The sequence below is a fragment of the Marinobacter similis genome, assembly GCF_000830985.1.
Classification (GTDB): Bacteria; Pseudomonadota; Gammaproteobacteria; order Pseudomonadales; family Oleiphilaceae; genus Marinobacter; species Marinobacter similis.
This window is the reverse complement of the sequence record NZ_CP007151.1, coordinates 3235796-3256055: the sequence shown is the minus strand read 5'-3', so window position 1 is coordinate 3256055 and position 20260 is coordinate 3235796. Positions and strand designations below refer to the sequence as shown.

17 protein-coding genes and 2 pseudogenes are annotated in these 20260 nt (G+C 60.2%); 8 read left to right on the top strand and 11 right to left on the bottom strand.

The window, feature by feature from the left end; all coding sequences use genetic code 11:
* Positions 1 to 64: 64 nt before the first annotated feature.
* Positions 65 to 2833: an EAL domain-containing protein gene (locus AU14_RS15070; RefSeq protein ID WP_041342118.1), complete on the top strand. Its 2769-nt coding sequence runs from the start codon at positions 65 to 67 to the stop codon at positions 2831 to 2833.
* On the opposite strand, the gene AU14_RS15065 is transcribed toward AU14_RS15070, so the two are convergent.
* The 4 genes from AU14_RS15065 to AU14_RS15050 all read right to left on the bottom strand — a co-directional run bounded on the left by AU14_RS15065 (position 2815) and on the right by AU14_RS15050 (position 5565).
* Positions 2815 to 3021, bottom strand: a complete 207-nt coding sequence (locus tag AU14_RS15065) for an acetyltransferase (RefSeq protein WP_236744127.1) — start codon at positions 3019 to 3021, stop codon at positions 2815 to 2817. The two genes, AU14_RS15070 and AU14_RS15065, sit on opposite strands and share 19 nt — an antisense overlap.
* A gap of 66 nt (positions 3022 to 3087) precedes the next feature.
* A complete protein-coding gene (locus AU14_RS15060; RefSeq protein WP_041342112.1) occupies positions 3088 to 4197 on the bottom strand; it encodes a histone deacetylase family protein in 1110 nt (369 codons plus the stop codon).
* Positions 4198 to 4318: 121 nt separating this feature from the next.
* A complete protein-coding gene (locus AU14_RS15055) occupies positions 4319 to 5047 on the bottom strand; it encodes an anti-sigma factor (RefSeq protein ID WP_041342109.1) in 729 nt (242 codons plus the stop codon).
* On the bottom strand, positions 5044 to 5565 hold the full coding sequence (locus AU14_RS15050) for an RNA polymerase sigma factor (protein ID WP_041342106.1): 522 nt from the start codon (positions 5563 to 5565) through the stop codon (positions 5044 to 5046). Before AU14_RS15050 ends, AU14_RS15055 begins: the two co-directional genes overlap by 4 nt.
* Positions 5566 to 5661: 96 nt before the next feature.
* On the opposite strand from AU14_RS15050, the gene AU14_RS15045 reads away from it, so the two are divergent.
* Positions 5662 to 7008, top strand: coding sequence for a S8 family serine peptidase (locus AU14_RS15045; RefSeq protein ID WP_158498327.1), 1347 nt, complete (start codon positions 5662 to 5664; stop codon positions 7006 to 7008).
* 6 nt (positions 7009 to 7014) lie between these two features.
* Here AU14_RS15045 and AU14_RS15040 read toward each other — a convergent pair whose 3' ends face one another.
* From AU14_RS15040 to AU14_RS15030, 3 genes are all read right to left on the bottom strand, one after another.
* Positions 7015 to 7452, bottom strand: coding sequence for a hypothetical protein (locus tag AU14_RS15040; protein WP_041342103.1), 438 nt, complete (start codon positions 7450 to 7452; stop codon positions 7015 to 7017).
* Complete coding sequence (locus tag AU14_RS15035; RefSeq protein ID WP_041342100.1) at positions 7449 to 7961, bottom strand: hypothetical protein; 513 nt, start codon at positions 7959 to 7961, stop codon at positions 7449 to 7451. Before AU14_RS15035 ends, AU14_RS15040 begins: the two co-directional genes overlap by 4 nt.
* A 70-nt stretch (positions 7962 to 8031) precedes the next feature.
* On the bottom strand, positions 8032 to 8730 hold the full coding sequence (locus AU14_RS15030; protein ID WP_041342097.1) for a hypothetical protein: 699 nt from the start codon (positions 8728 to 8730) through the stop codon (positions 8032 to 8034).
* Between the two features lie 364 nt (positions 8731 to 9094).
* On the opposite strand from AU14_RS15030, the gene AU14_RS15025 reads away from it, so the two are divergent.
* Positions 9095 to 9799, top strand: a complete 705-nt coding sequence (locus tag AU14_RS15025; protein WP_052472154.1) for a substrate-binding periplasmic protein — start codon at positions 9095 to 9097, stop codon at positions 9797 to 9799.
* Positions 9800 to 9805: 6 nt separating this feature from the next.
* Here AU14_RS15025 and AU14_RS15020 read toward each other — a convergent pair.
* A pseudogene (locus AU14_RS15020) lies at positions 9806 to 11691 on the bottom strand (monovalent cation:proton antiporter-2 (CPA2) family protein).
* A 93-nt stretch (positions 11692 to 11784) separates the two neighbouring features.
* Positions 11785 to 13125: a hypothetical protein gene (locus tag AU14_RS15015; RefSeq protein ID WP_041342091.1), complete on the bottom strand. Its 1341-nt coding sequence runs from the start codon at positions 13123 to 13125 to the stop codon at positions 11785 to 11787.
* A 284-nt stretch (positions 13126 to 13409) separates the two neighbouring features.
* Between AU14_RS15015 and AU14_RS15010 the strand changes: the two genes are divergently transcribed.
* The 3 genes from AU14_RS15010 to AU14_RS15005 all read left to right on the top strand — a co-directional run bounded on the left by AU14_RS15010 (position 13410) and on the right by AU14_RS15005 (position 16647).
* Positions 13410 to 14567, top strand: coding sequence for a TAXI family TRAP transporter solute-binding subunit (locus AU14_RS15010; RefSeq protein ID WP_041342088.1), 1158 nt, complete (start codon positions 13410 to 13412; stop codon positions 14565 to 14567).
* Positions 14568 to 14656: 89 nt separating this feature from the next.
* Positions 14657 to 15034 (top strand): hypothetical protein, encoded by a 378-nt coding sequence (locus AU14_RS22030; RefSeq protein WP_236744126.1) that lies wholly within the window; start codon positions 14657 to 14659, stop codon positions 15032 to 15034.
* Positions 15028 to 16647, top strand: a complete 1620-nt coding sequence (locus AU14_RS15005; RefSeq protein WP_236744125.1) for a TRAP transporter permease — start codon at positions 15028 to 15030, stop codon at positions 16645 to 16647. Before AU14_RS22030 ends, AU14_RS15005 begins: the two co-directional genes overlap by 7 nt.
* A 46-nt stretch (positions 16648 to 16693) precedes the next feature.
* Here the strand turns inward: AU14_RS15005 and AU14_RS15000 are convergent, their stop codons facing one another.
* Positions 16694 to 17605, bottom strand: coding sequence for a LysR family transcriptional regulator (locus tag AU14_RS15000; RefSeq protein WP_041342086.1), 912 nt, complete (start codon positions 17603 to 17605; stop codon positions 16694 to 16696).
* Between the two features lie 121 nt (positions 17606 to 17726).
* On the opposite strand from AU14_RS15000, the gene AU14_RS14995 reads away from it, so the two are divergent.
* Both AU14_RS14995 and AU14_RS14990 read left to right on the top strand, forming a co-directional pair.
* On the top strand, positions 17727 to 17993 hold the full coding sequence (locus AU14_RS14995; RefSeq protein WP_041342083.1) for a DUF1127 domain-containing protein: 267 nt from the start codon (positions 17727 to 17729) through the stop codon (positions 17991 to 17993).
* Between the two features lie 15 nt (positions 17994 to 18008).
* Positions 18009 to 18701, top strand: coding sequence for a glutathione S-transferase family protein (locus tag AU14_RS14990; RefSeq protein ID WP_041342080.1), 693 nt, complete (start codon positions 18009 to 18011; stop codon positions 18699 to 18701).
* 8 nt (positions 18702 to 18709) lie between these two features.
* Here the strand turns inward: AU14_RS14990 and AU14_RS14985 are convergent.
* Positions 18710 to 20211: pseudogene (locus AU14_RS14985) on the bottom strand (helicase HerA-like domain-containing protein).
* Between the last annotated feature and the right edge of the window lie 49 nt (positions 20212 to 20260).

The following is a 20260-nucleotide window of genomic DNA, read 5'->3' as shown; positions in this document are numbered from 1 at the left end:
ATTCAATGCTTTTTTCGGACAACCTATGACCTCAACACCGAATTCCGGAAGCCCAAGGAGAAGTATGCAGGCCGCCCTGCTGGCCGGCCTGCTGACTCTCTTACTCTGGAGTTTCGGTGCATTCGACAATATCAACAACCAGGCCCGGGATCTTTACGTTGAGTTCCTGGCGGAGCCAGTTGCCAGCAACCTGGTCGTCGTCGAGATCGATTCTGCCAGTATTGAAAAAGTCGGCCGTTGGCCATGGCCCAGGACACTCTACGCCGACGCCATTGCTGAGCTTGAAGCCGCGAACATCAACTCATTGCTGATCGATATCGATTTCAGCGCCCGTTCTTCCGCCAGCAACGACGAGGCGCTCGCTCAGGCGCTAGCATCTTTCTCACAACAAGCACCGATTTACTTGCCTGCGTTCGTTCAACGGCAGTCTGCTACCGGCACGCAATTGATGCTGAGAACACCGCTCCCCGAGCTCGCCCAAACGGCCAATATGGTGTCGGTAAACATGCACCCGGAAGCCGATGGGCTGGTACGCAAACTCAGCGTTGGTTTCGACTGGCAGGGCCAGATTTACCCTGGCGCCTGGAACGCACTTTCGCCCACTGAAGATCGTGGCAGCTGGATCGATTTCAGCGTGTCGCCGAGCTCCTTCGAGTACATCAGCTTCATCGATCTGGTAAATGGACGTATCGCCCCCCAACAATTGCAGGGCAAAGATGTTCTCATCGGTGCCACCGCCATCGAACTGGGAGATACCCTGGCGGTACCCATTCATCGCAGTCTGCCGGGCGTTGTTATCCACGCCCTGGGTACCGAAACTCTGAACCGTGGCGGCTTATACTCACTTAGCCCAGCCATTTCAGCTTCGCTTATTGGCCTCATCTGGCTGCTCGCTACCCTGCTTTTCCCCAGATTATCGTGGCTGCAGGGTCTGAAATGGCTAACCGTTATTGCGGTCAGCCTGCCGCTGGCCGCTATCATGATTTACCAACACCTGAGCCTGATCCTAGACTTCATCGGGCCCCTTATGGTGGCGGCCCTGGTGTATGTAACCAGTAACCTTGCGCGGCTGGACGCAGTTACTCTTGAGCACCTGTGGTTACAAATCACCCTGCGCGACAGCGAAGCACTACACAATCGAATTCTGGCGACGGCTAATGACTGCATCCTCTGCGTCAATGCATCGGGCCAAATTACCCGGGCCAATCCGGCCATGCAGAGCCTGACTCAAACCCCGGCTACCGCCCTGGTGCATAATCCGGTTCTGCGCTGGTTGCCCGAGATCGAACCTGAACTGACGAACCTGACCGGTAAACCCTTTGACACTGTGCTCCTGAACAGCGAGCGTCGGCCGATTCCGGTAGAGGCCACCATCAGCACCGTTGAGCTATCGAACGATCCTCTTTTCACCGTCGTTCTGCGGGATCTTACTGACCGGGTGGCACGGGAAAAGGAGCTGGAGTACCAGGCCACCCACGATTTGCTGACCGGATTGCTGAACCGGACCGCCCTGTTCCGGCGCATCAACCGGGACCTGAAAGAAGAAATGCAGGGCACTGTACTGCTCCTGAATCTCGACTATTTCCATGAAGTGAATGACACCTACGGCCATGACATCGGTGACCAGTTGCTCCAGGCAATTGCCAATCGGCTGGTACAAGCTCTGGATCATGAATTCCCGAAAGGCTGTGTCGCCCGCGTTGGCGGAGACGGCTTTGCACTCTGGCTCCCGGGCGTAACGTTCGCCGAAGGTGGCCAGTTCTTTTGCCGCCACCTGCTCGCTCAGGTAGAGGAACGACTGCCACTGGAAACGGATGGCGACGCGGATCTCCGGGTGTTCTGTACCATTGGAGCCGCCGAAACCACGAACCAGCTGTCAATCCCTAAGAACGAGACTGACCAGGAAGATGCTGGTGCCGAAGCATTGCTTCAGAAAGCCGCCGACGCGCTCAGACTAGCCAAAGCCGACGGTATCGCAATCCATCGCTACAGTAATGCCGACAGTCGGGCGGCCGGCCAGCGCCTGAAACTGGTTCCGGCGATTCGCGAGAACATCGCTTGCGATGCCTTTAACCTGCTCTACCAGCCCAAAATCGATCTGGCCACCATGCAGCCCATGGGCTGCGAGGCCCTGCTGCGCTGGCCTAGCGATCGAGGCCCGGTGGTACCGGTGATGACACTGATCGAGGTGGCGGAAAACTCACGGCAGATCGCGCCGCTGACTCGCTGGGTGGTGCAGGCCATCCTGTCCCAGGAACAAGACTGGCAAGCTCGGGGCCTGCCCCGCCACATGGCGGTCAACATCTCGGCCCGGCTGATACAGGACCGCCACTTTATCTCCGAGCTGCAGGGATTGCTGGCCTCGTCTACGGGTTACTTCCAGTTTGAGTTCGAAATTACTGAGACCGCACTGATGAGTTCGCGGGATCTGGCCATCGAACTGGCGAGCAGCCTGTCCCAAACCGGCAGCACCCTGGCTATCGACGATTTTGGCACCGGCTATTCGTCACTGGCCTACCTGAAAGACCTTAACGCCTCAATCCTGAAGATCGACAAATCCTTCGTGACCAACATTGACGACAGCCGGGATAACCAGACCATCGTACGTTCAACGATCAAGATGGCCCATGAACTGGGCATGCAGGTGGTGGCCGAGGGTATCGAAACAGCCGCCGACGAGCGCTTTTTGCTGTCGCTGGGCTGCGATTTTGGCCAGGGTTATCATTACGCCAAGCCACTGCCGGTAGACGAACTGGAGCAATGGCTGACCAAGTTCGAGTCGCAGGCCCAAACGCCCCGGCATCTGTCCGATCTTCAGCCTTTTCGGCGGTAGTAGGGATCGGTCCAGCACAGGGGCAGGGTCTCGCCGGAGGCAAACACCAGTCCCGACTTGTCAAAGAACTCGGGATCCTGGGCTTCCTCTCCGTAATGCATGCATCCCTTGACGCGACTGACATGGGGATCGAACAGGGCGTGGGTGTCCGCGATCTCAATCAAATGACCGGTGGATTTTTCTGCCATGAACATTGTGTCCTCCTTGTCGGCTTAAATGGCGGGTTAAATGCCGGTTTAAAACAGAGCCGCGTGTCATCCCTCCGGTGGCTCATCAGCGAACGCACTGAGATGAAAGGCCGCCGCCTGATCCACTTCTTCCATGCCACACACCCGCGGTTGCGGCACAGCGCCTCCGGCGAGCACGTCGAGCACTGACCGCACCCCATGCGAGAGCGACTCGGTGTTGTAGCCGCCTTCCAGAACAAAAGCCAGACGACCATCACACAGCCGGTCGGCCAGGGACTGAACTATGCCGGTCATGGCCGCAAAACCCTCGTAGGAGACGTTCAGGGCCAGATCGTACCAGTGCGCATCAAACCCCGCCGACACCAGAATCAGGTCCGGTTTGAAGTACTCGGCGGCCGGCACCAGGATTTCATTCAACGCCTTGATATAAGCCACGTCGCCAGCACCGCCGGGCATCGGAACATTCACTGTGGTGCCCTCACCCAGGCCCGCACCCACTTCATGCAGGCCACCACTGCCCGGGTAAAAGGGCGCGGCCCGGTGAATATCGAAGAACATCACGTCGGGATCGGCCCAGAAGATATCCTGAGTGCCGTTGCCATGGTGGGCGTCCCAGTCGAGGATCAGAATCCGCTCACATCCAAGTTCGGCGTGGGCGTGAGCGGCGGCCACGGCCACGTTATTGAACAGACAAAAGCCGCGGGCGCGCACCGGCTCGGCGTGATGGCCGGGCGGGCGAACCAGAGCAAAGGCACTGCGGGTGCGACCGGAGACCACCGCCTCGACCGCGGCGATGGCAGTCCCGGCGGCAACTTCCGCAGCTTCCACGCTGCCTGGCGACACCGCGGTGGTATCGACATCGAGCCAGGCGTGCTTGTTACGCAAGGAAAACACATCATCCAGGTAAGAGGTGGTGTGCACTCGGCCGAGCTGCTCGCGGGTCGCCACCTGACCACCGGCAAATTGCACGCCCTCGATCGGTTCACGGTGCAGCAGGTCAAGGATGGCTTGAATACGTCCGGGGTGTTCCGGGTACTTCCACTGCACATTCAGTCCCGACAGGATGGTACGCACGCGCTTGTCCAGCCGGCCAGGCAGGAACGCGGCATTTACATCGGGTGAATGATTGAGAACTCGGTCGTCGTAAAATACGGTGACTTTGCTTGGATCTTCCACAGTGTGCTCCGGAATGGTGTGTTGCCGGCGACCATCTTCAGTTCTACCGACCCTTATCGAAAGCATAGTCAAAGAACCGGGCACCGACACCCGATCCTCGGGCCTTCAGGCCCGAGCCTGGTTACCGGTCGCGCCAGCCTTTGGACAAAAGCTCCTGCTCGCGGGCCGGGTCCATGACCTCACCCTCGATCATCCGATCCAGCACCCCATCCAGCACCGAGCCACCGCTGGCAGTCTGGTAGCGACTGGCGTCCCGCTTCGGAACCTTGACCGTCGCGACCTGGGTCCAGTTGATACCCGGCTCACCGCTTCGGCAGGCAATATTTTCAGATGCCCGATCCGGGCCCTGGAGCTGGAACTGGCGGCAGAATTCGCCGGCCGGATTGGCGAAGGTCAGCCGTGGGGTCAGCTGCTCGCCGGTCGCCAGGGTTTGGGTTTCGCCACTGGGAAGGGCTTCCAGCGCCTGAGCGACCTGGTGCCAGCCCTGCTCACCACTAACCGGAACATCCTTGCCCAGTTGGGCCAGACCAAAGCCCAGCACCAGGGCCGCAGCAACGGCCGTTCCGACCCGCTGCTGCACAAAGTCCCGGGCCCGACGCCAGCGCGGCAAATCGACAACCTTGGCCGACGCTACCGGCTCCGGCTCCAATAGTTCGGTCACCGCCGCCGGCAGGGGCTGCTGGCCAATGGCGGAATAATGCCCGGCGAGGATGTGGTCGACCGTCGCCAGTGCGGCCAATCGCTCGGCCAGGGCAGGGTCGTCCGCCAGTTGATCCCGAATAACCTGCATCTCAGCCTCGGGCAATTCCGCATCCAGAAAGGCGGACAGTTGTTCGTCAGTCAGGTTCATGTCGGTCTCCTCCCGGACTCCGAGCCCGAGGTTGTCTTATCCTGAGGTTTACTGCCAAGCGCTGCGCTCAGCGCTGCACGGGCCCGGGCCAACCGGCTCATCACCGTGCCTTTGGGAATATCCAGAGTGTCCGAGACCTCCTGGTACGACATGCCCTGAACGGCCACCAGTGAAATAATCTCACGCTGACTATCGGGCAGCCTGGCCATGGCGGCATCCACCTGGTCCAGCTCGATCTGGCTGGTGGTGGCCCGCTCACCGTCCACTACCTGGCCACCGGTGAGTTCCGGTTGCTGCGCGGCCCGATCACGAACCTGCCGGGCCCGGCAGTCGTCGATCCACAAATTCCGGCAGATCCTGAACGCCCAGGGTTCGATGGCAACCCCCGTCGGCGGCGATTGCCGCAATACCCGCTCAAGGGTACCCTGCAACAAGTCATCCGCCTCCGGTATCGAGCCGGTCAGGGAGTATGCGAAGCGTCGAAGCCCCGGGACCAGTTGTCTCAATTCATCTTTCATGGCGCCATGCCTCGATGTCTTACTAGGTAAACGGATGGGGACAAAATCTATTCCACCGCTATGGGAATTTTTCGAGTCGGCAAACGTCAGCAGGGTATGAAAACGAATCGCTTCTTTTCCCATCACACGCTCGCCTGCCTGCTCGGCTTGGGACTGACGGTACCGACACCGGCTTTCAGTGCGGACGGCCTGACCGGCCCGGCCCTGAACCGTCTTAATCAGCAGGTTGAGCGTGCCGTCAGCCGACAGATTGAACGCCAGCTCGACAAAGCCTCGGAGCGCCTGCCTGAGTCAGCTCTGCCGGCTGCGCCTGCGACCCCGCCCGAGCTTCCGGCCCGACTTGCCATCCAGTCGGACACCGGCCTTGAGCTCTTTGCCGATGTCGAGGTGGAAGACGGCTGGCGGGCGGTGGAACGCCAATGGCTGGTTACCGTCAACGCCAGCGACACCCACCACTTTAATCAGCCTGGCATCACCGTTATCGACCAGACCCCGATGGCCGGGCTGGGGCTAACCGTGCTGCGCTTTCGAGTCAGCCCAGGCCTGGATTCACGCGACCAGTTGCAGGAACTACTGCCGAAAGCCCTGGCCCAGCGCGTTGACCGCAACCACATCTACCGGCCTGAGACCGATGCCAGCAACCATCAAGGGCCCTCCACTACCGATGAGCCGCCGTCTTGCCCGGTGCCGGTCAGCATTGGCATGGTGGATACCGCGGTGGAAACCGACCATCCGGCCTTTGCCGGAACCACCGTCGTGCAGCGGGATTTCCTGCAGGATCTCCACCTGGCCGATTCCTACCACGCCCCGACCGACCACGGCACCGCGGTCGCCAGCCGGTTGGCCGGCAAGACCAGCGCCAACGCTGCCACCCGCCTGCCCTCGGCAACCCTGTTCAGTGCCTCGGTTTTTTATGGCCAGCCGGCCTCGGTATCCGGCGCCACCCTGCTGCACCTGGTGGAAGGACTGGCCTGGCTGGAATCCAATGACGTGACGCTGATTAACGTCAGCATGGCTGGCCCGGACAACCGGGTATTGGCCACCGTCATTAAACGGCTGATCGACCGCGGCACGCCCGTAGTGGCCGCCGTTGGCAACGAAGGTCCGGCCGCGCCAGTGCTGTACCCGGCCGGCTATCCCGAGGTGATCGGGGTAACCGCGGTCAATCAGCACCGAAAGATCTACCGCTGGGCGAACCGGGGTGAGCAGGTCGATTTTGCCGCGCCGGGCGTGGACGTGGCGGTGGCGCTCACCGATGGCCAATACGGCAGCCAGAGCGGAACCTCGCTCGCAGCGCCGGTGGTTAGCGCGCAGCTGGCCTGTGCGCTGGCGAGCACCTCCCTCGAAAACGCCCTGGCGCAACTCACCCGCCGCGCCGACGATCTCGGCGACCAGGGCCGTGACCCGGTGTTCGGTTACGGCCTGCTGCCCGACACCCACTGACACCGATCAGAATTCAGCCCGCAGATTCAGCGACGCCACGGTTTCATCGTATTCGGCGGAATCCAGGCTCGAACGATAATCGATGTATTCAATCCGGGCCTCGGTAATCAGCCACTCGGTCAGGCCAATACCATAACTGGCGTCGACGGTCGCAATGCGGTCGTCCCGAGGCTCCGAACTGATCGTGCCAGGCCCCAGCAAGGGCGACGTTAGCGGGTTGTCCACCGATGACACCGGCTCGTCATAGTCCCGGGCCTCGTAGCGCCAGCCCAGCTTCAGCTCATGGTCATGGCCGGCAACCGGGAACCGGTGCTTGAGCCGGGTTTTCACCGCCAGCATCCGGTAATCGTAGGCATCAGACTCGGCGTTCTCGTCGTCACCATCGGCGCCCAGGATGAACACCGTCCGGGTCTGGTTAAAGAAGAAGAAACTGTCGAGACTCACGCCCCGGGAGCGGGCGTCCCGAGCCTCGTTGTCCTCAAAGTCCTTGCGTTTGTCCAGCAGCTCGCCCGAAGATAGACGTCATCGCCCACGAGTTTGCCGACATACACGCTGCTGCTGTTGTAATCCAGGAAGGGGTCGGCGGCCAGGGTGGCGTGGGAATAGTGATGGCTGGCGCCAACGGTAACGGCGTCGAAATCGTAACTGAGGTCCAGTGACGCCAGATGCAGGGTTCGGTCAAAGTCCTCGCTGTCCCGGTAATCGCGCGATGTAAAGTCATAGGTCCCGGTAATGGTCAGGTTCTCCAGCGGCTGGCCTTCGGCCTCCGCGCCAGCACCCAGAACCCAGGCGTTCCCACTCTCACCAGTCGATTGATCGAGTTCATCAACGTTCAGGTTGCTGTCGTACTCGTACCCGGTGGTAACGTGCCCGCCAACGGATGCCGCCTGACTGGTCATCGACAGGCCACCGGCCAGCACGATCAAGGGCAGCACTCGGGAAAATCGTTGCATAGGGTTACTCCTTCACAAAAAAACCGGGCCGCTAGACGGCCCGGTTAGTCAGATCCCCGTTATTCAAGGCTTACAACAGGCCTTGCTGGGTGGAGTTCTTGACGGATTGGTTCACGCTGCTGCGCACGTTCGACTTCACACTGCCTGACACGGCATTCTTCACCGAGCCACCGACACTGTTGCGAACGCTGGCGTCAATGCTGCCAGACACCGAGCCGTCTACTTGCTTCTTGGTTGCAGCATCAACGCTACCCTGCGCACTACCATTGGCTTGCTCGCGCATCTGCCCGGCCTTATCACCGGTGGCCTGAGCCTTAGCAGTGGCTTCGCCCTTGGCACGTTGGCCAGCGGATATCCCGGCCTCAACGGCCTGGCGCCCGGTTTCCTGGGCCTGCTCGCCGGTGCGAACCGCCGCGTTGCGGGCGCTTTCACCGGTGGCGCGAACTTTCGCGGCCGTCTCGACCCCGGTCGACTTGGCCGATTCCGTGCTCATAGCCGCTCCGGAATTGGCCTCGCGGGACGACGCCATACCGGCATCGGCTTCACGGCCATTGGCGCTGACCGAGGCATCGCCGGAGGTTTGCACGCTGTTGCGAGTGGCACCGCTGGCGCCGGCATCGCGACCATCGCTGCGGCCAGAGGCCTGTGAGCTGCTTCGCATCTCGGCGTTCGCGCTTGCGTTAGCGCTGGCCGAGCCCTGGGTCTCTGCGGCGAAAGCCGATACCGCCATTACTGAACAGATCGCCAAAGTCAGTGTCCGTTTCATCATGGTTTATCCTCCAGTGTTTCCGTTGGATTCACCCCGATAACGAATCAGAACCAGATCTATTCCATCCCACGGACAATTTTTTCCGGAAGTTCCATTAGGGATAGTTAATGAAGCTCTGGGAGCCGCCGTAGAATCCAGCTCACATTAATTGCCCAAGCGAATACCACCTTGCGTGGAACGGTGATACATTTCTGATAGTTGTGTCCTTTCGAAACCTTGGGAAGCATTAATGCTGTCATTTCCTTTGCGCTTTCTCGGGACAGGGACGTCTTCGTTGGCCTTCAGGCCCTTGCTGGTTTTTCTGGTTTTATTGCTTGTAGGAAGTTCGCAAGCGCAAGCCAGTGCCCCGCCCTGCACCAAGCTCGTGGTCAGCGGCAACTCAGAATATCCGCCTCTGCTGTGGCGGGACCCGAACAATCCTGAGCAATTAACCGGAGTAGTTCCCGCGTTGCTGCAAGAAATTCTGCAGCCACTGGGCCTCAGTGCCGACATCCGTCACATCGGCTCCTGGGCCCGGGTGCAACGCCTGGCCCGTGATGGCGACCTTGACATGGTTGCCGGCGCTTTCATGACCCGGGAACGGTTTGGGTACATGGATTACCTTCTGCCACCCATCATCCATCTACCAACCGCCATCTGGGTCCCCAAAGGCCAGGCATTTCTCTATCGGCACTGGCCGGACTTGCAGGGCAAGACCGGCAGCACACTGATTGGCAACAGTTTTGGCCAGAATTTCGACCGCTACGCCCAACAGAATCTGACCATCGAATCGGTGCGTTCAATCGATCAATCGTTTCTGATGGCAGAGGCCGGGCGGGTTGACTATGTACTCTACGAGTTACTGCAGGGCCAGGTGAAACTGGCACGAGAGGGCCGGAGCGACGAGTTCGAAGCGCTTGAAAAAGCGATCAGTACCGAAGGGCTGTTTTTCACCTTCCCTAAGGAATCTACCTGCAACACCTTTGAACTGCGGGAGCAGATCGCCGATCGGCTCTACACTCTGGTGACTCAAGGGCGGGTCGATGAGCTGCTGGAAGACTACACCGCCCACTATATTGCCGAGGAATAACACCGATCAGCGCTGGTCCGGTGGCGTCCAGATCGGCACGTCTTCCCGAGTGGGCTCTTCCCAGTCCTTGTCCATGGCACTGCTCAGGCTTCCTCCAGCTTCATAAACAGCTCGCCGTAACGCGGACTGAAACTTATGCCCTCCTCTATTTCCTGCCAGGCCTCGAACAGCTCATCTTCGTGGGCTTTTTCGTTGTCCACAAAGGTCCAGGTCATCTGCTTGGCCCGCAGCGGGTGCACACCCATGGCGGTCAATGCGTGACCACCCAGCTCCAGCGCCGAATGGTAGGTTTCACTCACCACGTCATCGGCACCGGCCTTGCGCAACTGATAGCTGTGGCCCCGGTCGAACGCCCGCGCCAGCACCCAGACCCCGGGATAAAACTGTTTCACGTGCTCGACGATGCGTACCGAGCGATCCCGGTCATCGATCGCCACCACCAATAACCGGGCATCTTCGATGCCGGCGGTTTCCAGCAGTTCCGGACGGCTGGCGTCGCCGAAGTAGCTCTGGATGTTGATCCGGCGGACGTTCTCAATCTGCTCGATCTCATGATCCAGCACCACGATGGGAATATCGTTGGCGCGCAACAACCGGCATACGATCTGCCCAAAGCGGCCGACACCGGCAACAATCACCGGGGCCCGGTCATCGATGGTGTCAGCTTCGCGCTCGTCGTTCTTGGCGCGCCGGTAGCGAGGCAGTACCACGCGATCATAGGCAATAAACAGCAGCGGGGTCAGGAACATCGACAGCGCCACCACCAGCGACAGCACCTGGGAGAGTTCGATTGAAATGACCGAGTTCTGGACACTGTAGGTGAGCAGCACAAAACCAAATTCACCGGCCTGCGCCAGGCCAAGGGTAAACAGCCAGCCGTTACTGCCGTGGATGCGAAACAGCACCGCCAGGCCCAGCAAGATCAGCGCCTTGACTAAGATCACGGCGAAGCCCAGAGCCAGGATAGTGCCCCACTCTGCGACCAGCACTTCGAAGTTGATGCCGGCACCCACGGTGATGAAGAACAGGCCCAGCAGCAGGCCCTTGAACGGCTCGATGTTGGCTTCCAGCTCATGGCGGAATTCACTGTTGGCCAGAACCACCCCGGCCAGGAAAGCCCCCAGCGCCGGCGACAGATTAACCAGGCTCATCAGCGCGGCAATGCCGATCACCAGCATCAGCGCGGTAGCGGTGAACACCTCACGCAGGCCGGACTGGACCACGTACCGGAACAGCGGCCGGCTCAGATAATAGCCACCGACAATCACCGCGGCCACAGCGGCGATCACGGTCAGGGCGTGGGCCCAGCCGGGCAGATCAGCAACCAGACTCAGGCCGCTGCCATGGCCGGCATCGGTGCCGGAACCCGCCATCAGATCCGGCAACGCCAACAGGGGAATCAACGCGAGCATGGGAATCACGGCGATGTCCTGGAACAGCAACACCGAAAACGCGCTGCGCCCACCCTCAGTCTTCGCCAGGCCCTTTTCATTCAGGGTCTGCAGCACGATGGCGGTGGAGGACAGGGCGAAAATAAGCCCGACCGTCAGGGCTGTCTGCCAAACCAACCCGAGCCACCAGGCCATGGCCGTACCGGCTGCGATACTCAGAACCACCTGCAGCCCACCCAAGCCTACTAAGCGCACCCGCATGGCCCAAAGCGCCTTGGGATCCAACTCCATACCCACCAGGAACAACATCATGACCACGCCAAATTCGGCAAAATGCTGGATCGTGGTGGCTTCCTGACCCACCAGGCCCGTCACCGGCCCAATCACCACACCGGCGACCAGGTAACCCAGCACCGAGCCCAGCCCCAGGCGCTTGGCCAGCGGTACCGCAATCACCGCGGCCACAAGATAGATAAACGCCTGGACAAAATACTCGGTCATTGCGGGGCTCTCCCTATGCTTTGGGGTGGGAGTATAGCGTAACGGTTTTCAGGCTCAGCCCGAACCGGCCTGAAACAGCATGGAAGCTTTTGCTCAAGTACCCGACAACAGCAGGGTGATGGTCCCTGCGAGCGCCCCGGAGACCAGAAGGCAACACACCGACATCAACATGTTCCAGCGCAGTGCTGCTTCCTGGGCACTATACCCGGTCAGGCGCTCCAGCAGCAGTGAATTGGCAGAGTATGGTGTGCCGGCGGTGGTTAAACCCCATCCAGCCACCATCGCGGTGCCTAATCCAAGCACAGCTCCGACTGGCCAAATCGGCCCCAGAATACCGCCGGTCAGAGTGCCAGTGACAATGGGATTGAAGCCGATCATACCGCCCAGGAAGAACACCCAGGGCACACTAAACGCCGCCACCGGGTAGGCCCAGCCGGGCAAGCTGAAGTCAGTACCAAGCCACTGGGCGGCAAAGGTGCTGATCAAAGTGCCGAGGAACGCCGAGCCGCCAACAATCACCAGTTCATTGCTCACCGGCGCCATGGATGGCAGTTGAACCTCGGCCCCTTTGAGCTTGCGATACCCCAGCCCCACCAACACGGCGCCAAAGCAGCTCAGGGTGACCGAGCGGGAATAACTCAGGCCAAAGAGCCCACTGAGGCTGAAGGTGGCAACACAGATGGCGCCAATGATGCCGGCAAACCGTAACCAGGGCGCATACCGCTGCAGCCCGGACACGGGTTCAGCCAACACGCTGTTGGCGGGCTCCGGCGGTTCCGGTTCACGAAATACTCCGCCAACCAACAAGTACACCACCGCCAAGGGCAGACTTACGGCGATCAGCTCCCAGCTTTTCAGCGCCGGGACAAAGGTGATGGTCAGAACGATGGAAATCGACAGGGGCGAGAAAATGGGCGAGGCGCCAAAGCCCCGCAACACACCCCGGGACGCGTTTCGGGTGGTGGCACTGTCGCCCCGGTCATCCATTTGGCCGCGAATCATGGTGGCCATCACGCCGACCGAACCAAAATTCAGGGGCATGGACAGGAAACCGGTACCAAAGGCGACGCTGTAGTAACGCACCATTGGCGACCCTGCGAACAGTTGGCGGGAGATAACCCCCAGGTCCGCGGACTTACCCAGCATTGAGGACAGCAGCATCACGGTCAGGATCAACGCGGTCAGCCGGGTCATGCTGGCAGCCGCCGCTGGCAGCGCCGAAGGTTCGGCAACGGCCGCCAGCCCCAGGGTCAGCAGCACCAGGCCCAATAACATCCGCGACACCAGGCGCAAATCGCGCCAGCCCAGCACGATGGCGGCAAACACCAGCACCGCGCCAAGCTCGCCCACGCCCGGCAGGAACGACAGAATGCCGGCCCCGAGCGCGCCGTAAGCAAGCCCCGAGCGCGTGCTAAGCAGAGAAATGCGACTCACAGTGAGTCCTCAATGGTTGTATTAATTACAGCCAAAAATATTTTTCAGCGAAACATTGGCCTGAAACAAAACTATATTCTGCTCTGCATCAACAAATATCAATTCTGAAATCATCACTTTATCCAAGTAATCCTTGTTAACGCTCTCTTTCAGCCATCCTTCAAGAGAATTAGTTGTATTGACAAACCATAAATCCAGCGACTATGTTGGACATCAATAACAAAACTTCATTTCGCTGTGCAAAACCTCTAAACACCACAACAACGACGATAAGAGGATTTTTTATGTCACGCCTAACCCGGGGCTTGATGGGCCTCACCCTCAGCACCCTGCCAGCGCTGGCTTTCAGCGCAGACAACGTAGAACTCCCGAATACCCTTGCGATGACGGCCTACGGCACCGGTTCGGCCGGCTACAGCCAGATGGTGTCCATTGGTAACCTGCTGCAAAACGAATACGGCACCTCGGTGCGTATCCTGCCGGGCGAAAACGACGTGTCCCGGATGACACCGCTGAAAACCGGCCGGGTGCCTCTGTGCGCCTGCGGCATCGCCAGCTACTACGGCTCCGAAGGCGTGCTGATGTTCGCTGACGAGAACTGGGGGCCCCAGCCAATTCGCGTCATCACCACCTCGATCGCCAGCTTCGGCCTGGGTGTTGCGGTTGCGGGAGATATTGGTGTGGAATCACCTGAAGATCTGCGCGGCAAGCGGGTGTCCTGGATTCGCGGTGACGACGCCCTGAACCTGGGCACCGAGGCCTTCCTGGCCTTTGGCGGACTGACCTGGGACGACGTCGAGAAGGTGGAGTTCCCCGGCTACGGCCGTGCCTTTGAGGGCATCGTTTCCGACCAGACCGACACTGGTTTTACCATGAGTGTCGCACCACCTCCCCAGCAGTTGGCGGCCAGCCCCCGAGGCATTGTCTGGCCCAAGCTGGATCCGGCCGATAAAGAAGGCTGGGCACGACTTCAAAAGGTAGCGCCCTACTTCCAGCCACACACGGTGACCTCCGCCGCCGGTGATTACGGCAAGGACAAGCCCTGGGTTGGCGCCAGCTACCCCTACCCGATTCTGGTGGCAAACGCCTCCACCGACGACGCACTGGCGAAAAGCCTGATCCGCGTCTTCATCGAAGACTACGACAAGTACAAGGATGCTGCCCCCGGCAACGCCGGTTACAGCCTGGACAACCAGAACATGCAGTGGGTTATCCCGTTCCACGATGCCGTAGTGGAGTACTACAAGGAAATCGGACACTGGACCGACGAGATGCAGGCGCATCAGGACAGGCTGGTAGAACGCCAGCGGATCCTGAAAGAAACCTGGGACAGCTACACAGCCAGCAATCCGCCCTCCGATGAGGACGCCTTTGGTAAAGGCTGGATGGCCGCCCGCGCCAAGGCACTGGAAGCGGCGGGCATGAACCCGGTTTTCCGCTAATCCCCAAGGCCGGGGCAAACCGCCCGTTTGCTCCGGCTCACACCTGATTGCCCGCCCTGCTGCCTATTACGTGTTCGGAGTTACCCGTCATGCATCCTGAAACTGAACAACCGTCACCCCCGGAGAACATATCCGGCATCCGCCAGCTTACGGGCTTCTGGCTCTGGATTCCCCGGCTGGCCACAGTCATCCTGACGCTGCTGACCCTGGACTACCTGTTCAACCTTCAGCTGATCAACTTTGTCACCCAGGTCGAAAGTCAGTTTTTCTACACCGTGGTGACACTGATGCTGCCCCTGGTTTACGTGCTCTGGCCGATGAACCGGCATTCATCCCGCACTCGGGTGCCCTGGTACGACGTGCTGCTGTTTCTGGCGACCACGGGAATTTGCGGCTTCTTCGTGTTCAATGCCGAACAGATTCTCGATCGGGGTTGGGAATATGCCGCCCCCGACTACGCATGGTGATGAGCTTCCTGCTCTGGGTGGTAATCATTGAAGCGGTGCGTCGCGCCGGCGGATTGCCCATTGCCACCATCGTGGCGATCGCCAGTATCTATCCGATCTTTGCCGACCTGGTGCCAGGCCCGATTCAGGGCTTTCCCTCTACACCCGAGCAAACCGCCATCTATCACGCCATGAGCCGTGAGAGCGTGATGGGTATTCCGCTGCAGGCGTTTGCCAACCTGGTGATTGGCTTTCTGCTGTTCGGGGTGGCGCTGCAACAGACCGGCGGCGGCAAGTTCTTTATCAACCTGGCTTTTGCCCTGCTCGGCCATGTTCGCGGCGGCCCCGCTAAAGTTGCGGTGTTCTCCAGCGGGCTGATGGGCTCCATGAGCGGCAGCGTAATCACCAACGTGCTGACCACCGGCGTACTGTCCATTCCCGCCATGCGCAAGGTCGGCTTCAGTAAATCCTACGCCGCCGGCGTTGAGGCCTGCGCCTCCACCGGTGGTGTGCTGATGCCGCCAGTAATGGGCGCCACTGCGTTCATCATGGCTGCCTTTTTGAATATTCCCTACGGCACCATCGCCCTGGCGGCGGCGGTACCCTCGGTGCTCTATTTCCTCGGCCTGTTCATCCAGATCGATGCCTACGCGGCCCGCCATGACCTGAAAGGCCTGCCCGCGGATGAACTTCCGTCGATCCGGCAGACCTTAAAAGAAGGCTGGTATTTCATCTTCGTGTTCGCGCTGCTGATCTGGCTGTTGTTTTTCCTGCGCCAGGAGGCCACCGCGCCCTTCTACGCCACCGCGCTGCTGCTGGTGATCAACCAGATCCTGCCCTACCAGCGCTGGGGCTGGCAGCAGGTGAAAGACTTCTTCTCCAGCTCCGGCAAGCTGTTTGCCGAACTCATCGCCATTCTGGCCGGCGTCGGCCTCTTGGTCGGAGCCCTCTCGGTAACCGGCCTGTCCGGCACCATCGCCAACGATCTGATCTTCCTGGCCGGCGGCAATACTCTGGTGCTGCTGATGATGGGCGCGTTGACCAGCTTTATCCTCGGCATCGGCATGACGGTGACCGCCGCTTATATCTTCCTGGCAGTGGCACTGGCGCCGGCCCTGATCAACGGCGGCGGCATGGATCCGCTGGCGGTGCATCTGTTCATCCTGTACTGGGGCATGCTCAGTTTCATTACCCCACCGGTAGCGCTGGGTGCTTTTGCCGCGGCCACGGTCGCCGGCTCCCGCCCCATGGAAACCGGGATTCAGGCGATGCGTCTGGGCAGTGTGATCTACTTCATTCCGTTCCTGTTCGTGCTGAACCCTGCGCTGATTTTCCAGGGCAGCTGGGATGAGATTCTGGTGGTGATCACTCAGGCAATGGCGGGTGTACTGTTAATTGCAGGCTCGATTCAGGGCTATCTGTTAGGTGTGGGTAATCTGACCCTCAGCAAACACCTGCAGTGGCCGGTGAGGTTGTCGCTGTTAACCGGCGGCCTGCTGCTGGCCATACCCGGCGGCGGCCCGGTGCCACTGAGCAATCTGGAGCTGTCGCTGATCAGCGCCCTGCTGATTGTTCCGGCGGTTGCAGTAGCCTGGCTGGCGGTCCGAAAAGCCGGAACCCCGGCTTATCTGTAAACGCTGCTGATGTTGGGCAGTTAGCGATGGCCGACGACCGCCAGCGCTAGTTGCCCAGCTCATCGGCAAACAACTGATCAACCACCAGGGCCACCAGCTGCCGAATCATCGAGCCATTGCGCTCCGGGTAGCGATGGCTGCAAAAGCTCAGGGTGGTGCCCAGTGCCGACTCCTTGAACTCAACCACCTTGTTGCGGCTGGCCCATTCGGTGGCCAGTGAGTGCTCCACCAGGCCGTAACCCAGCCCAGCCGACACCATGGCCAGCGCGGTGTACTCATCCTCGGAAGTTGCCACGCGCCTCGAACGCTGCCACTCCGGCCCCATCAACTGCTGCAACATGCCATAGAACGGGCAGCAGTTGGTGGGCCAAATCCAGGGTAGCGCCATGACCTCGGCAGGATCGCTGGGCAATGCCTGCAACAACGTGTCCGCCGGCCCGATCACCGACACCGGCACCTCCATCAGGTACTGGAAATCCAGCTGAGGGTTGTGCCACTCACCGTAGACGAAACCGCAGTCCAGCTCGCCGCTGGCAACCTTATCAACAATGACATTGGATGAGATGGTACGCAGCTCCAGCGACACCGATGGCAAGGTGCGGGCACACAGCTGAATCAGTCGATCGACCCGCAAATGCTCCGGGGGCGCGTTGATACCAACGGTGATGGACACCGACTGGTGCTGGCCCAGCTGACGAGCCAGATCCGCCATTTCTTCAACGCCCCCCAAAGCCTTGCGCGCCGGCCCCAGCAACAGCTCGCCTTCGGGGGTCAGCGCCATGCCCTGGCTGTTGCGGTCAAACAACCGGACGCCGAGCGCCGCCTCAAGCTGCTTCAGATGCTCACTGACGGCCGAGGGCGTGCTGTGGCGACGCTGGGCCGCCCGGGTGAGGTTGCTCTCCTCCGCCACCAGAACGAAGGATTTCAGGCGATCCAGCTTCAGGTTCATGGCATTCATATTTTACGAACGCTCTGTCAAAAGAATACTGATAGACCCCATGATGTAATAGCACCTAGAGTGTTTTCCATAGAGTACGCGTTCAGCATAACGCAACGCGCTCAACGAGAGGAAGCACGAGATGAACACTCACAGCAGCTTCAATACCAGCCTCACCGACAGCCAACTGAACGCCGCCTGCGATGCCCTGCGCGCGTGCCAGCACCGGCCGATCGAAATGCAGAGAACCGTGGTCGCTATACTGCATCAATGGTGGCAGCGGGCTCGCCAACGGTCGGCACTGCGCCGGCAACTGATGGAAATGGACGTTGCACTGATCGAAAAGGACATCGGCGTGCCGGCAGGCACTCTCGGTGAGGAAGCCTACAAACCTTTCTGGAAACACTGACTTCGGAGACCCTTTATGACCACCCTCTACATCGCCAACAAGAACTATTCCTCGTGGTCCCTGCGGGCCTGGTTGTTGATGACCGAGCTGGGACTGCCATTCGAGGAAAAGCTGATTCCGTTCGGCGACCCGACGGCATGGAAAGCTTTCCGGGACGAGGGTGGCAGCGGCAAGGTGCCTGCGCTGCAAGACGGAAGCCTGCACGTCTGGGATTCCCTTGCCATTACCGACCACCTGGCGGAACGCCACTCTGAAGTCTGGCCCGCCGATCCGGTGGCCCGGGCATGGGCCCGCAGTGTCTGTGCCGAGATGCACTCCGGCTTTCCGGCCCTGCGGGAATTTTGCTCCATGAACATCGGCGTAAAAGTACGCCTGAACAGCGTGCCGGCAGAACTGGCCCGGGATGTCGAACGCATTGCCGCCATCTGGCTGGAAGGCCTGAACCGGTTTGGCGGACCGTTTCTGGCCGGAGACCGTTTCACCGCCGTGGACGCCTTCTTCGCCCCGGTGGTGTTCCGCTTTGAAACCTATGGCCTGGACCGCAGCCCCGCCATGGCCGAGTACATCCAGCACATGCTGGCGCAACCGGGCATGCAGGCCTGGGCCGAACAGGCACTGGCGGAACCCTGGATCGAACCCAGGCACGAAGCCGACTGCTTGCAAGTTGGCGACATCGTCGATGATTTCAGGTCGATCGAGACACGGTGAAGCAGGATTTACCGGCGGCGAGAGCCGCCCAGTATGCCACCCAGTAGCCCCCGGAGGATCTGCCGCCCCAACTGACTGCCCACCGAGCGCGCCGCCGACTTGGCCATGGCTTCAACCACACCCTGTCGACGGCCCTTGCCCCACAAAACGTCGCTCAGCGGATTGCTATCCGGCGCCGTCGGCTTGACCGGAACGCCTTGTTCCTCCGCTGCCTTGATCGCCTGCTCGGCGCGTTGGGTCAAAATCTCATGGGCCGACTCCCTGTTAATGGCCGTGTCGTAGCGACCACCGACAGGGCTCCGACTGCGGACCAAGGCCCTTTCCTCATCACTTATCGGCCCCATTCGACAGCGAGGCGGTGCGATTCGGGTACGCTCCACCGGCATGGGAACACCTTTTCCCTGGAGCGTAGACACCAGCGCCTCACCCACACCCAGTGCCGAGATCACCCGGGTGACATCCAAATCCGGATTGACCGCAAAGGTTTCCGCGGCGGTTTTCACTGCTTTCTGGTCACGGGGCGTAAACGCCCTGAGGGCGTGCTGGACTCTGTTCCCAAGCTGACCGAGAACTTCACCCGGCAGATCGTCTGGAAACTGGGAACAGAAATAGATGCCAACGCCCTTTGAGCGAATCAGGCGCACTACTTGTTCCACCCGTTTCAAGAGAACTCGGGGAGCATCGTCGAAGAGTAAATGCGCTTCATCGAAGAAGTACACCATCCGGGGTTTATCGGAGTCGCCTACCTCAGGCAAATTCTCAAACAACTCGGATAGCAACCAGAGCAGGAAACTGGAATAGAGACGGGGCTTGAGCACCAGCTGATCGGCGGCAAATATATTGACGACGCCCCGGCCGCTGAGAGTGACACCCATAAAATCATTGAGATCCAACGCCGGCTCGCCAAACATCAGATCGCCACCGCTACGCTCCAATGCCAGCAGGCTTCGCTGAATGGCAGAAATAGATTGCGAGCTTACCAGCCATAGGTTTTCGAGATTTCTTTACGGGTCTCGGCAACCAGGCCCAGCAAAGCCCTCAGATCCTCCAAATCCAGCAACAACAGACCCTGATCGTCAGCCACGCGGAACACCACCTCAAGCACGCCGGTTTGGGTATCGTTCAGTTCCAGCACGCGCGCGAGCAAACTCGGCCCCATTTCACTGATGGTGGTGCGAACCGGATGCCCGAGTTTGCCGTACAAATCCCAGAACACCACCGGGCTCGCCTCGGCCATATAACCCTGCACACCGATTTCCGCGGCGCGAGTTTGCAGCTTTTCGCTGGGCTCGCCAGCCTGCGACAGGCCAGCCACATCGCCCTTCACATCTGCAATGAATACCGGCACCCCCATGCGGGAAAAACCTTCCGCCAGAACCATCATGGTAATGGTCTTGCCCGTGCCGGTCGCGCCAGCGATCAAGCCATGGCGATTGCCATACTGGCCGAGCAGATGTACCGGCTGTTCGCCCTTGCCTATCAGGATCTGGTGCACTGGACCGTCCTCCATGCCTGCGCTTCAACGACAGCGAATTCAAGAAGTATAGTTGGCAGCAGAC